Annotated in this window: 11 protein-coding genes; all 11 read left to right on the top strand. The window is 36.5% G+C overall.

What is annotated here, in order from left to right; genetic code table 11:
• Window positions 1-1,105: 1,105 nt before the first annotated feature.
• The gene (locus EGT51_RS08020) at window positions 1,106-2,209 is read left to right on the top strand and encodes a glycosyltransferase family 4 protein (protein WP_135368198.1); all 1,104 of its coding nucleotides are present in this window, start codon (window positions 1,106-1,108) and stop codon (window positions 2,207-2,209) included.
• Window positions 2,210-2,428: 219 nt separating this feature from the next.
• Entirely contained in the window at window positions 2,429-3,439 is a 1,011-nt protein-coding gene (locus tag EGT51_RS08015; protein ID WP_225428702.1) for a stealth family protein, read from the top strand.
• An 8-nt stretch (window positions 3,440-3,447) separates the two neighbouring features.
• A complete protein-coding gene (locus EGT51_RS08010) occupies window positions 3,448-4,752 on the top strand; it encodes a hypothetical protein (protein WP_135368196.1) in 1,305 nt (434 codons plus the stop codon).
• A complete protein-coding gene (locus tag EGT51_RS08005) occupies window positions 4,753-5,742 on the top strand; it encodes a capsular polysaccharide synthesis protein (RefSeq protein ID WP_135368195.1) in 990 nt (329 codons plus the stop codon). It begins immediately after the preceding gene.
• Window positions 5,742-6,590: a glycosyltransferase gene (locus EGT51_RS08000; protein WP_135368194.1), complete on the top strand. Its 849-nt coding sequence runs from the start codon at window positions 5,742-5,744 to the stop codon at window positions 6,588-6,590. The genes EGT51_RS08005 and EGT51_RS08000 overlap by 1 nt, the downstream gene beginning before the upstream one ends.
• A 925-nt stretch (window positions 6,591-7,515) precedes the next feature.
• Window positions 7,516-8,385: a glucose-1-phosphate thymidylyltransferase RfbA gene (gene rfbA / locus EGT51_RS07995; RefSeq protein ID WP_135368193.1), complete on the top strand. Its 870-nt coding sequence runs from the start codon at window positions 7,516-7,518 to the stop codon at window positions 8,383-8,385.
• Between the two features lie 37 nt (window positions 8,386-8,422).
• A complete protein-coding gene (locus tag EGT51_RS07990; protein ID WP_167850172.1) occupies window positions 8,423-9,859 on the top strand; it encodes an oligosaccharide flippase family protein in 1,437 nt (478 codons plus the stop codon).
• A gap of 16 nt (window positions 9,860-9,875) precedes the next feature.
• Entirely contained in the window at window positions 9,876-10,457 is a 582-nt protein-coding gene (gene rfbC / locus EGT51_RS07985) for a dTDP-4-dehydrorhamnose 3,5-epimerase (protein WP_135368191.1), read from the top strand.
• Window positions 10,458-10,468: 11 nt separating this feature from the next.
• A complete protein-coding gene (gene rfbB, locus EGT51_RS07980; protein WP_135368190.1) occupies window positions 10,469-11,497 on the top strand; it encodes a dTDP-glucose 4,6-dehydratase in 1,029 nt (342 codons plus the stop codon).
• Window positions 11,498-11,518: 21 nt separating this feature from the next.
• Window positions 11,519-12,358, top strand: coding sequence for a dTDP-4-dehydrorhamnose reductase (rfbD, locus tag EGT51_RS07975; protein WP_135368189.1), 840 nt, complete (start codon window positions 11,519-11,521; stop codon window positions 12,356-12,358).
• A 585-nt stretch (window positions 12,359-12,943) separates the two neighbouring features.
• On the top strand, window positions 12,944-13,834 hold the full coding sequence (locus EGT51_RS07970) for an LCP family glycopolymer transferase (RefSeq protein WP_167850171.1): 891 nt from the start codon (window positions 12,944-12,946) through the stop codon (window positions 13,832-13,834).
• Window positions 13,835-13,901: the final 67 nt, after the last annotated feature.

Below are 13,901 nucleotides of genomic sequence, written 5' to 3'. Positions count from 1 at the left end.
CTAACTTCCACTACAGAATACAGATTGAATTCAATATTCGGGTCCAAAAAAGAGGCCCAATTCGTAAGTGAATTGAACCTCTCAAATTCTCCCCATCAACACCGGTTGACAAAGAGCCGATCTTTTATGGTTTTTAGAACGAGTGTGTTCAAAAGAATTCATGGCTTTGATGAAGCTTACTTTTTATATATGGAAGATACCGATATTACTATGAGAGTAAATCAAATATCGAAAACGATTTTTTATCCACAAGCGTTTATTTATCATGAATGGCAAAGAGAAAATAAAAAAACGTTCACGGGGTTTATGAGAATGATATCGAGTATGTTTACTTACTTTAACAAGTGGGGCTGGAAGCTATGGTAACTGTGTTGAGAAAGTAATCTGAAATCTTTTTCTATGAAGTTGATCGTATATAAAAGTAGCATTAGTGAGAACTGTTTGGTTTGAGTACGCAGCGAAAAGAACAACAAAGATGTACTAGGATGATTCTAAAGTTGATGGGACAGTCGGCAGATGCATATGATACGGCTAAAGATCGTTCTGTCGATATGTCCTGTTGATAACCATAAATGTACAGAGTGTGCTGAAATGGTATACAGAGATTATTAGCTTTGGACCGTGTCAAATCCACCAATAGTTACATAGGCGGATCGTGTTTTTCATGGAATGAGTACGAATGAGATATAGAGGATGATAATACACATCTACTTAATCAGAACGGTTTAGAAAAATTGTCAGGAATATGGTAGAAGCTTTGCTTATACGATGCCATAGCCTTGTGATAACTCACAACGGTGTTTTGTTGGTGAATGATTAGATGGGCGTCTAACTTTTTAAATGAAGGTACATAGCATACACTGGACACGAATTTGCAATCGAGATATTAAAAGATAAAAATGTTGGCTGTTGATTCAACGAATTTTTTTCGGCTAGCATTACGTTTGAAATGTTCAATTACGTACCCTCGCAGGGTAGAATCTACTTGGATTTAATAATATTTCTTAGCAGGAGACTTAGGGCATTTTATTCAGAAATATTCAGGAATATAGTAATAGTTTTTGACTTATATAGGAGAAATTAGATGAAGTGAAGGGGACTATAAATGAAATTTGAAATATTTGTTAGCTTGTTTGCAACCGCAATTACTTCAGCTATTTTGACCCCTTTTATTAGGAAGTTTGCTTTTGGGATTGGGGCAGTTGATACACCCAATAAACGGCGAGTAAATAAGATTTCTATGCCAACGATAGGTGGCTTGGCAATCTTTATTGCGTTTTCCTTTGCGACAATGTTTTTGTTGCGAAACCAAATACCAACTCAGAAATTGTGGGGACTTTTTGGCGGAGAATGTATCATTATTGCAGAAGGAATGATTGATGATATCTTCGAGCTACGTCCTAGACAAAAAATTTTTGGTCAATTGTTAGCTGGGTTAGAGGTTTATTTTGTAGCGGGTGTACGAATGAAGTATCTGACACTTCCATTTATTGGGATTTGGCAATTTGGTTGGTTGTCGCTACCAATTACACTTCTATGGATAGTTGCAATAGTTAATGCCGTAAACCTAATTGATGGGCTAGATGGATTAGCAACTGGGGTCTCAATTATTGCCTTAACGACGATTGGAATCACAGGGCTATTTTTCTTAAACATGGCGAATGTTTGGGTTGCTATTATGATTTTTACATTAGTTGCTTCAATGATTGGTTTTTTACCATATAATTTTTATCCTGCAAGAATTTACTTGGGTGACACTGGCGCACAATTTATTGGTTTCATGTTGGCGTGTTTTTCTTTGTATGGTTTGAAAAATGTTACGTTTATTACGGTGATTATTCCCGTTATTATTTTAGGTGTACCAATAACAGATACTGTGTATGCTATGATAAGAAGAAAGTTAAATCGTCAGCCAATTTCACATGCCGATAAGCATCACCTACATCATCGACTTATGCAGATGGGCCTTACACATCGTCAAACCGTTTTAGTAATTTATGGTATTGCGTTGGTTTTTTCTTTCATTGCTTTGTTATACCCATTGTCCAATATTTTAGGGGCTGTATTGCTAACTGTCGCTTGTCTTGTTGGCCTTGAGTTATTTGTTGAAGCGATCGGGTTAGTAGGTACGAATCGTCAGCCACTTATCAAATGTATCCATCAAGTAGTTGTTAATACTACTTCCAGTAATAAGATGAAGAAAAGGTAGTTTTATTGTGGTGAAGTTCAACGTTTGCTAAAGAAGTAATCTACTGTATTTGATATCTTTTTTCGGTTTATCAAAGTTCCCGGGTACACTAAGAGAAAACGTAGATTTGTGAATTCGCCAGATGGATATGTGTATCATGAATGATAAAGAATAAATAAAAAGTGTCCAGGGGATATTATGAATGTCATTGAGTATGGTAAATTACTTTAATATATGGAGATGAAAATTTTGGCGGAAAAATTTGATATTGATTTTGTAGTCACTTGGGTTAATGGTCGAGATAAAAATTGGTTAAAAAAATACAATCATTACAGTTCGCAAGATACGCTAGATGAAAAAGATGCCCGGTTCAGAGATTTCTATATTTTCAGATATTGGTTTCGTGCAGTGGAAAAGTTTGCTCCATGGGTACACCATGTCTATCTGGTGACGGATGAACAGATTCCATCTTGGCTGGATGTGGCTAATCCTATGATTACTGTGGTTGATCATCGAGAAATAATTGATAGTAAGTTTTTACCAATATTTAATTCGAGTGCAATTGAATTGAATTTGCATAAAATTCCAGGACTGGCTGAACATTTCGTGTACTTTAATGATGATATGTTTTTGAATCGAAAGACACAACCAGCAGATTTTTTTAGTAAGCAGGGGCTTCCTAAGGATACGGCTGGGCTTAATGCGATACAACCTATGTATGATTTTGATTATATACATGAAAACAATATTCGGATTATCAACCAGAATTTCAATAAAAAGGATGTTATGAGAAAGCAATTTTTTAAGTTTATTAATCCAGTAAACTTAGAATTAAATATTTATACAATCTTATTATTTTTTTGGCCAAAGTTTACAAGATTTTTCGATTTACACTATCCGTACTCAATTCTGAAATCTCAAATGAGTCAAGTTATCAAAAAAAATAAGGATGCCTATTTACGAACGATGAATGACCGTTTCCGTTCAAAAAATGACGTCACTATCTGGCTAGTAAGGTATTATGCTTTAGTGCAGGGAAAGTTTTCTGTGAGAACTCCAAGGGTTGGGAAAATATATGATTTATATACTAAGTCTAGGGAGGCTGAAAAGGATATAGAGTATGGAAAGCATAAGATGATTGTAATTAACGATAATTCGAAAATAGACGATACAATGTTTTTGGAAATTTCAGAGATATTGAGAGAAAAGCTTAAGGAAAGATATTTTGACAAATCATCCTTCGAAAAATGAGGTTTCTTTTGAAAAGAATTGATAAATTTTTTCTAACTATATTACTTTTGTTACAAGTTAATTTTTTTGATCTTGTTAATATAAATGGGACTGTACTTGCTTCAATTTCATCGTATTCACAAAAGAAATTGACACTTTTTGTTGTACTCGTATATATATTATTTAGGCAATTTGTGGTGAAACGAGAAGAAATTGTATCGAGTAATTGCTATTTTAAAGTTTTCGTCACGGTAACCCTTGTGTCTTGGTTATTTGTTTTTATTGGGACAATCTTTCAATTTGATCAGTCTCTACTTTCAACTTTTTTTATTGGTTATTATTTCTGGATCTTATTACTATATTTCCCGTTGTCAGAGATTTTGAATGATTGGTCTCGTTGGGGGGACTTTATAAAGCTATATAGTATATTTTCTATTGTTTTATCTCTTTCAAAAATAGTAGCATCGTTCGTTTTAGCGAAGACGGGTGTTCAATTATTATATCTTAATAGTACTTCAGATCAAAAAGCTCTATTACTAGGACATACGGCATTAGGTTTTGCGCGAATACCATCATCAGCTGATTTTATTTTTATTGGCGAGGTCTTGTTAGCCGTTTCGTTGGTGAAGAAGGTGCCACATGTAAAAACAAAATATAGTATTTTTGTTTTTTTTATTAATGCTGGATATCTAATTTTCGTTAGTCAAACGCGGGGATATATTGTATTGCTATTTGTGTTGTCTTGCATTGTAGTGTTATTTAACCTGAAAAGAACAAATAACGTTGCTATTATTTATTTCGTTGTTGTGTTGCTATCCGTTCCGATAATAATTGGTTTTTATGCAACTCTTGCTAAATTATTCTATTCGGATTCAAGTAGAAGTATATCTCTAGATATAAGGCAGAGTGCCATCAATTATTATTTGTCGAATTTAGGATTAAACGGTTGGTTTTCAATGGGATTCGCTCGGGACGATATTTTTGGAGGTCTAATTCATGATACGCATATAAATGGTGCGGGACAAATTCTTTCTTATAATTTTGATGATTCTGGAGTTGTAGGCTTTTTAGGACGATTTGGAATTGTTGGGGTGCTAGATTTACTAATTGGTCTTATTTCTATAATAATTGTATATGTGAAATCAAGGTTTAAGTTCTTGAGTTTGTTCCCGTTGCTTGCAATTATTGGAATGAGTATTAGTTTATCGTTATTCGACCCTCAGAGAATATTCTATTTTCCAATTCTAATGGTCTTATTAGACTTTTTAGCTTCGGATCGAAGTACAAATGCAATTAATGATTTAGGTACTGTTGCTTATAAAAGGAGAAAGTAATTGAGAAAAATCGTGGTTATCTTTGAATGTTTTGGAGTTATTAAAGGAATTAAGTATATACTGGTAAAAACTTTGGGGCTTGTAATGCGCTTGTTTTTTAAGGTTAGTGGGCGGAGAGACTGGTTAGCCAGAAAATTAAAAAGAATTGCTGCTGTTACAGATACGATGGTTGAAGATTATATTTATAATAAGTATAAAGGTATTTACGATATGTATGATTCTTGCGTTGACAATGGTGAAATACCTGTAAAGAAAATAATTTGGACGGCATGGCTTCAAGGAGAAGGCGATTTACCGAGGGCTGTTCAGGAAAGTTTCAATTCTATGATCAGAAATTCTGGATCGTATCAAGTCGTTGTAATAACTTTGGAGAATGTTGGGAATTATTTGAATGTAGAAGAGTCAATAATCGAGAAATTTCGATTAGGGAAATTATCTGCCGCCCATTTTACGGATTACATAAGGGTTTGTTTATTAAAAGAGTATGGTGGGATTTGGTTGGATGCTACACAATACCTAATACGTCCATTTTCGGATACTATTTGGGATGAAGACCTATTATTGTGGAATTCCGTTCGAGATGTGACGGGAAAGAATCTATATAGTTCGATACCATTTGTTGAAAAATTCAATAATAGTTTTTTAGTTGGGAAGAAAGATGGCCTCTTTTATCAATTTGCTGTTGATATTACCGAAAAAATTTTGCTTGATCCAATCATAGAAATAGACTACTTTGCAAACTTCAAGGGTTACTTTTCTGGCTTTAAGCACATAACGACACTTCGAGATCAATGGGAACAAATGGGTGTAATCAATCCATATGGATTGATTACACGGCAAACATGGAATTCACAAATTAATGAGAGGCTTAAGGGTATTATTCATGATCCTCAAAACTTGTTTTTTATGCTTACTTATAAAAAGCAATGGAGAAGAAGTGTTAAAGGAAAAATGACAGTACAGGAATACATTGTGGAGGAATTTAGGTAATGAACATTGCAATTATTCTTAATTATATGAATTATGGTCAAAGTATAAAATGTGGAAATACATTGCTAGCTGCTCATGTTGATAAAGTTATTATTGTAGATAATGGTTCGACCAATAGTTCCTATTCCAAACTTAAGAAAGCTTTTCTTGATAAAACGCAAGTGTATATATTAAGTTCTGGGGGGAACAAAGGATATGCTAGAGGGAATAATGTAGGGTTATATTTCGCTGAGAAAAAGTGGGGTATATCCGAAAAAAATGTTATTTTTATTGTTAATCCAGATAGTATAGTCACCTTTAAGAATATCGATGATGTTTCAGGATTCATTTTGAGCACACCCAATGTGGGTGCAGTAACAGTTAAATTGGATGATGGATCGAGGAGTGCATGGCATCATATAACACCAATCAAGGGGTTGATCTTTAATTCATGGGTACTTAGATGGACTCTCATGAAGTTAGGAATTAAAGAAGGTGGAAGCTATGCTGAAAAGGAACCTACTTCTCAACCAGTTGATGTTATTTTAGGAGCTTTTTTCGGAATCAAGCAGCAAACGTTCAAAAGGATACAGTATTTTGACGAGAATACATTCTTGTATTATGAAGAGGAAATAATTTACGCAAAACTAGCAAAAAAAAAGATGCAGAGCTATTTACTTCGCACTTCTAGCTATAAACACGTGGGTGGAGGTTCAACATCTTTGGGAAAAGTGGCATTTAAGAAGATAAATGATCAGAGTAGATTATATGTTCTTAAAGAATATTACCAAGTTGGAATGTTGTATGAATCCTTTTCGAAACTGATAAATTATATTGATAATATACTGTTAACTGTATTGAAGAGATGATTTAATGTTTATACAAAAGTGAAAAAATGACCTATATTGCAGTGAGTACTCTAGTGGGTAAATGACTTCTTTACACGGCTTTTGCATAGGTGAGTAAGATAAACGGCGCAATAGTAAAGTTCTTAGATATGATGATTAAATTATAAAGCTAGTCTGAAACCTGACTGAAGTCAATGAACAATCTGTTTGAAGCTAAATGAGAATAGAAACGAGTTTTACTAAAGAATTGCTTTCGTATCGCCAGAGAGTTTTAGTGATTTAAGAAATGTTCTGGAACTGAAGTCGAACCACAATCCGATCTCTTATACTGAATCTTTAACTAAGTCAGATTCTAATGATACTTATGATTGGCAATAAATATGGCGATTGACTGTCAATATGAAATATTAGGTATTGATTGGTTCACCGCTTAATAACTTTGAGATCATATTAACTATTTCAACATATTTGATGTATTATACAAAGTTGATCGTGACTATGGAGTCTAGTCGATAAGAATGATTGGAAGTGATTACAGTTCAGTTAATGTATTCATACTCGTAATTAGAACAGTCAAGCATTAAGTTTATACTAATTGCGAGTATGAAGGCACAAGCTGTGTAGAAGTAACTAATGTCAAGAGAATCTGTCTAAATTGTCATTGAATGTAGCATTACAAAAGGCTATGAGAGGAGTTTTCGGTAATTTCCGCTACAAATTCTAATCTGTAGATTAAAAATAGAGGGAATGATTCTGACTTCTCTGATTAGTAAGGAAGTGAAGCGAGTTCCGATCTTTCTTAAAGTACAGAAAGGTTACACGTTTGTAAGTTGTTACAGTACTTTTTTGATTGAGCACCACTGTACTGAGCAAAATGATTGCAAAATAAGTATATGTAAAAATTACGGTCACGTAACATTATTTGCTAGAAGGGAAGAGGCCATTTATGAAAGGAATTATTCTTGCTGGTGGTTCGGGCACGCGATTGTATCCAATTACGCGAGCAATTTCGAAACAGCTGATTCCAATTTATGACAAACCAATGATTTATTATCCAATGTCTACATTGATGTTAGCTGGAATTCAGGATATCTTAATTATTTCAACTCCGATTGACACCCCACGATTTGAAAACTTGTTCGGTAATGGAGAATCTTTAGGACTAAACATATCGTATGAAGTTCAGGAAAAACCCAATGGGCTTGCTGAAGCGTTTATACTTGGTAAAGATTTTATCGGCGATGATTCCGTTTGCTTAATTTTAGGAGACAATATTTATTATGGCGGTGGCTTGTCAAGGATGCTGCAACAAGCTAGTCAAAAGGACAGAGGAGCTACTGTTTTTGGTTATCATGTCAATGATCCAGAACGATTTGGGGTCATTAATTTCGATGAGAATATGCATGCGAAATCTATTGTGGAGAAGCCAAAGCATCCCGCAAGCCATTATGCGGTCACTGGTATGTATTTTTACGATAATCGGGTAGTGGATATTGCTCAAAGTATTCAGCCGTCAGATCGTGGCGAGCTGGAGATTACGGATATTAATAAAGTATATCTCGAGAGTGGCGAATTAGATGTTGAATTAATGGGACGCGGATTTGCCTGGCTAGATACAGGTACCCATGATTCTTTACAAGAAGCAAGTAGCTTTATTGCTACAGTTCAAAGACGCCAAAATCTTAAGGTGGCTTGTTTAGAAGAAGTTGCGTATCGAATGGGGTATATTGATGCGGGTAGGGTTTACGAGTTAGCCCAACCATTAAAGAAAAATGACTATGGACAATATTTGCTTAGATTAATTGGTAGAGAATAATCATTGGTGAATTAAACGCAATGGAGGAATGGTTAAGGTGAAAATTATTAAAAATTATTTGTATAATAGTTCTTATCAGTTGTTTTTGATAATTTTGCCAATTATCACGTTGCCATACGTTGCTAGGACATTAGGTCCAAGTGCTTTGGGAGTGAACTCATATACTTATTCAGTAACAAGTTATTTTACAATGTTTGCAATATTAGGAACAACCACTTACGCTCAAAGAGAAGTAGCATATTTGAAAGACGATAAGTTAGGATTAACTCGTTTTTTTGTAGAAGTTGAGTTACTGAATATAGGTACAAGTGTAATTTCCTACATAGGTTTATTGATTGTGATTTTATTTTTATCTAAATATCAAATTTCATTTTTGATATATTCGATTACAATAATTGCTAATATTTTTGATGTTTCGTGGCTATTTATGGGGACTGGTAGATTTGCCATTCTTGCGATTAGAAATTTTATCGTAAAAATAATTTCTGTACTCCTTATCTTTAGTCTAGTGAAGGATAGTAGTGACTTATATATATATATATTGATCAATGTGCTCTCAATTCTGGTTTCAAATTTAACCTTGTGGCCGTATATAAAAAAAGACTCACTTCTGTTCTTAAAGAAACAGATGATTCCAAAATTACGACCGTTCAGACACTTAAGGGGGACACTTGCGCTTTTTATACCACAGATTTCTATAACCTTGTATACAGTGTTGAACAAGGTTCTTTTGGGAGCTATGGGAAAAATACGTGAGGGAAGTTACTTCGATAGCGCGGACAAGATAATTAGATTAAGTTTTACAATGTTAGTATCATTATCCACAGTACTGATGCCCGTTGTGGCAAATGAGATTGCCAAAAAGAATAGGCAAAAGGTGGAGAAGTTGCTTAGTCAATCGTTACAGTTTAGTTTATGTATTGCTTTTCCGCTATTTGGAGGGCTGGTGGGAATCGCTGAACGTTTAGTTCCACTTTTTCTTGGAAATCAGTATGACAAGGTTATACTGCTTTTGCAAGTTCAAGGCTTTATTATAATTCCTATGGCAATTGCAAATGTGATTGGCAATCAGTATTTGGTTCCATCGAGACAGACCAAAAAGTTAAATGTTTCAATTTTTGGAGGAAGTATTTTTAATATCTTAATTAGCGTACCGCTTATCGAAACTTGGGGTGCGTTCGGTGCGTCTGTTGCGATTGCTTGCTCCGAAACCTTAGTTACAACTTTGCAGGTGTTTCAAGTACGTAATGAATTACACTTTTATGGGATTGGCCGAGATGTATTAAAGTACACTATTGCAACTTGTGGTATGTATCTTTTTATTAGGTGGTTGCAACTTGTAACGGTAGGTTGGATTTCAATTATTGCTTGTATCATTTTAGGGATTGTTTTCTATTTTGGACTGCTTATTATTCTTCGTGCGAATATTGTAAATACCGGGAGAAAGATAATTAGTAATAAATTTAAAATATAATTGGAGGAATTTTAGTATGGGAAAATTAAAAGTAACGACAACAAGATTACAGGACGTAAAGATTATTGAACCAGCAGTTTTTGGTGATAAACGAGGGTTCTTTACGGAAACATACTCTGATCGTGATTTTAAAGAGGCCGGGATCAACTTTAACTTTATTCAAGACAATCAATCGCTGTCTGCAGAAGCTGGTGTTTTACGTGGACTTCATTTTCAACGGGGAAAAGCAGCTCAAACTAAGCTGATTCGGGTTGTCACCGGTGCGGTGTTAGATTTGATTGTCGATGTTCGTGCAGGTTCACCTACATATAAGCAATGGGAAGGCTACATTATTTCTGAAAGCAATCATCGTCAATTGCTAGTTCCTAAGGGGTTCGCGCATGGATTTGTGACGCTGACGGATAATGTTAACTTCTTGTACAAGTGTGACAACTACTATGATGCTGAAGCTGATGGGGGCTTTTCGTTCAAGACACCGGAATTAGGGATTCAGTGGCCAATTGATTTTGACCAAGCGATTACATCCGAAAAAGATGCGAACCAACCAACATTTACTGAATTTGAAAAGAATAATCCATTTGTTTACGGTGAAATCTAGGGAGGATTAGCATGAAGAACTTAATTGTTACCGGTGGTGCTGGCTTTATCGGTTCTAACTTCGTTCATTACATCGTTGAGAACCATCCGGAAGTGCATGTTACGGTTTTGGATAAGCTAACCTATGCTGGGAACCGGGCTAATTTGGCAGGTTTGCCTGAAGACAGAGTTGAGTTGGTTGTTGGTGATATTTGTGATGCACCGTTGGTCGACAAGTTAGTTCGGAAGGCTGATGCGGTTGTTCACTATGCTGCTGAGAGTCACAACGATAATTCTCTAATTGACCCTTCGCCATTTATTCAGACGAATATCGTGGGAACTTATACGTTAATTCAGGCTTGCCGTAAGTATGATGTACGATTCCATCATGTCTCAACTGATGAGGTCTATGGAGATTTACCGCTTCGTGAGGATCTCCCTGGACATGGAGAGGGTGCTGGTGAGAAGTTCACACCAGACAGTCCTTATCGTCCTAGCAGTCCTTACTCGTCTTCTAAGGCCAGTTCAGACCTCTTAGTTCGGGCTTGGGTTCGTTCCTTTGGCTTGAAAGCGACGATCTCTAATTGTTCAAATAATTATGGTCCGTACCAACATATTGAAAAGTTTATTCCGCGGCAAATCACTAACATTCTGAGTGGTATTCGTCCTAAGCTGTATGGCTCAGGAAAGAATGTTCGTGATTGGATTCATACGAATGATCATTCGCGAGCTGTCTGGACTATTCTAACAAAGGGTAAGATTGGTGAAACCTACTTGATTGGTGCAGATGGTGAAAAGGATAATAAGACGGTTCTTGAAATTATCTTGAAATTGATGGGTCAGTCAGAAGATGCTTATGATCACGTTAAGGATCGTCCGGGTCATGATTTAAGATACGCGATTGACTCTACTAAGCTTCGTACGGAGTTGGGTTGGCAACCAGAATTTACCGATTTTGAGAAAGGCCTTCAGCATACAATCGATTGGTATCAGCAACACGAAGATTGGTGGAAGGCTGAAAAGGCTGAGGTTGAAGCCAAGTATGCCAAAAATGGTCAATAAAAGATAATTGAGGTTGAGTAAATGAAGATTTTGATAACGGGGGCTAGTGGTCAATTAGGGACTGAATTGCGACATCTATTAGATTCTCGAGGGATAGAGTATTTGGCCATGGATTCGACACAATTGGATATCACTGACGCCAAAGCCGTGGATAATTTTTTTGAGAATGAACGTCCCAATGTCGTTTATGACTGTGCAGCTTATACGGCAGTTGATGCGGCTGAAGAGGAACCGGGGAAAACGACCAATGGATTAGTTAACGTTGAAGGAACTCGTAATTTGGCAATTGCTTCTGAGCGAGTAAAAGCGACACTGGTCTACATTAGCACGGATTACGTTTTCGATGGTACGAACTCAGAAATGTATTCAGAAGAGGATAGTGCGAATCCTAAAAATCAATATGGTTTAGCCAAGTATCAGGGTGAGCAGCTTGTTCAAAAAATTATGAGCAAGTATTATATCATTCGAACTTCTTGGGTGTTTGGAAAGTATGGTAAGAACTTTGTGTACACCATGCTGAAGTTGGCTGAGACGCATGACGAACTCTCCGTAGTTGATGATCAAGTAGGGCGTCCCACTTGGACGAAGACATTAGCAGATTTCATGACCTATGCTGTTGAAAATCGGATAGAGTATGGAATTTATCAGTTGTCGAATGATAATTCCTGTTCCTGGTTTGAGTTTGCCAGCGAAATCTTGAAGGACAAGCAAGTAACGATCCATCCTGTGGATTCTTCAAAGTTCCCACAGAAGGCTTACCGGCCAAAACACTCTGTCATGAGTTTAGAAAAGGCAAAGTTGATGGGTTTTTCCATAATTTCTTGGCAGGAGGCCCTGCGAGAATTTAAAAGTGATTTGTAAAGCTTGAGTTTGATTTTATGCTAGTTATCGTCACTTCATTTGTGGGAAGTAGATAAATATTGAGAGTTAGTGAATATTGAGTAGAAGAATTAATTTTATAGCGGTGGAGGTATTGGTCGATGGTAGGTTGGAGCCATCGAATGGTGTCGAGAATTCAAACAGTGGCATGAATGATTGACCCAGAAAGTGTTGTGGTAATAATCAATAAGAAGTATAATTGTAGATGTTATAGTTCTTGTTGCTGAATCTTATTCTTCAACACAATTCTATGTCTAAGATTGCGATTTGCCACTTAGTTTGAATAAAAATTGTAGAATTGATCAGTTAGTAAATGACTTAGCAAGCGGAGCTCGTTGACACATCATTAGGTGGACTAGAGGTTACACTGAGATGGTTTGTAAATTGTCTTGCTTAACGAGACTTTGTACTGATGCTAGGATGAATTCCGATGAACTAGGTTGTCTGATTAGGGGTTAATTTTTACATAAGGAAAGGTAGTTTTATATGCAAAAGAAGAAGCACACGTTGAGAAATTCAGTGCTCTTAGGAACACTTGTCTTGTTACTTGGAGGTTCAGCCTATGGGATGACCCGTTACAGAAGTATCAAGAATGCTGTTAACAGTTCGTTCGTTCCAACGGCGGCTGCTAAGCAACGTAATGTCGTTAAGCAAGTCAATAAGAAGAAGCCTATTTCCTTATTGGTTATTGGTGCTGACAGTAAGACCAGTGCTGACAGTGGTATGTTAGTCACGTTGAATCCGTCACAGAAGAAGACTACGGTAACGAGTATTCCTCATACAACTGCAGTTCGGGTCGCTGGTTACAGTAAGAAGGCCCCTTCAAAGATTAAGTCGGCCTATGCTTGGGGTGGTACAAAGAGTGCAATTAACACGACTCAAAACATGTTAAATGTGCCTATTGATTTTTATGTTGTGGCTAAGCCTAGCGGCTTGAAGAAAGTTGTTACCAAGGGTGGCGGCGTTACGATTAAGTCTAGCGCTACGTTCTCTAATTACGGTTACAAGTTCAAGAAGGGTGTTAAGACCCATTTGACCGGTAACAAGGTTCTGGCCTATGTTTCTTCTTACAAGGCCGATCCTAAGGGGACTAACGCCGGGAAGCAAGCTCGTCAACAAGCTGTGCTTTCTGCAGTGTTGAAGAAGAATGCAACGTTCAAGACGTTATTCAACCAACAATTTATCAACTCCTTGGCTGGCGCCGTTAAGACGGACATGAACTTCAACGAGATGTCCAACTTAGTTAAGAACTACCGTCGTGCAACTAAGACAGTTTCTAAGACTGCTCTTCATGGTACGATGAAGAAGTTGAATGGCGCTAACATGAAGGTCATCAAGAAGTCTGAATTACAACGTGTTACGAACAAAGAACGTAAAGGTTTGAGCTTGTCCCACAAGACGACTGGTAAGGCTGCCGTCTTCACGACAAAGCAATTGAACAAAGCGGCTGTTAAGTAATTTTTAGTCGATAATAAAAGGCGAGAATCGAGGGAGGCCCCTCGATTGTAAGCACCTAATAGCTGAC

It is taken from the genome of Levilactobacillus suantsaiihabitans (assembly GCF_004745505.1).
Lineage (GTDB): Bacteria > Bacillota > Bacilli > Lactobacillales > Lactobacillaceae > Levilactobacillus > Levilactobacillus suantsaiihabitans.
Note: the sequence above shows the minus strand (reverse complement) of the source record. Positions and strands in the feature narration are given on the sequence as shown.

Bases quoted from the DNA above. Each gene is read 5' to 3' on its own strand.
- EGT51_RS08020 (WP_135368198.1), top strand. From the start codon at position 1,106: ATGAAATTTGAAATATTTGTTAGCTTGTTTGCAACCGCAATTACTTCA.
- EGT51_RS08015 (WP_225428702.1), top strand. From the start codon at position 2,429: ATGAAAATTTTGGCGGAAAAATTTGATATTGATTTTGTAGTCACTTGG.
- EGT51_RS08000 (WP_135368194.1), top strand. From the start codon at position 5,742: ATGAACATTGCAATTATTCTTAATTATATGAATTATGGTCAAAGTATA.
- rfbA (WP_135368193.1), top strand. From the start codon at position 7,516: ATGAAAGGAATTATTCTTGCTGGTGGTTCGGGCACGCGATTGTATCCA.
- rfbC (WP_135368191.1), top strand. From the start codon at position 9,876: ATGGGAAAATTAAAAGTAACGACAACAAGATTACAGGACGTAAAGATT.
- rfbB (WP_135368190.1), top strand. From the start codon at position 10,469: ATGAAGAACTTAATTGTTACCGGTGGTGCTGGCTTTATCGGTTCTAAC.
- rfbD (WP_135368189.1), top strand. From the start codon at position 11,519: ATGAAGATTTTGATAACGGGGGCTAGTGGTCAATTAGGGACTGAATTG.
- EGT51_RS07970 (WP_167850171.1), top strand. From the start codon at position 12,944: ATGACCCGTTACAGAAGTATCAAGAATGCTGTTAACAGTTCGTTCGTT.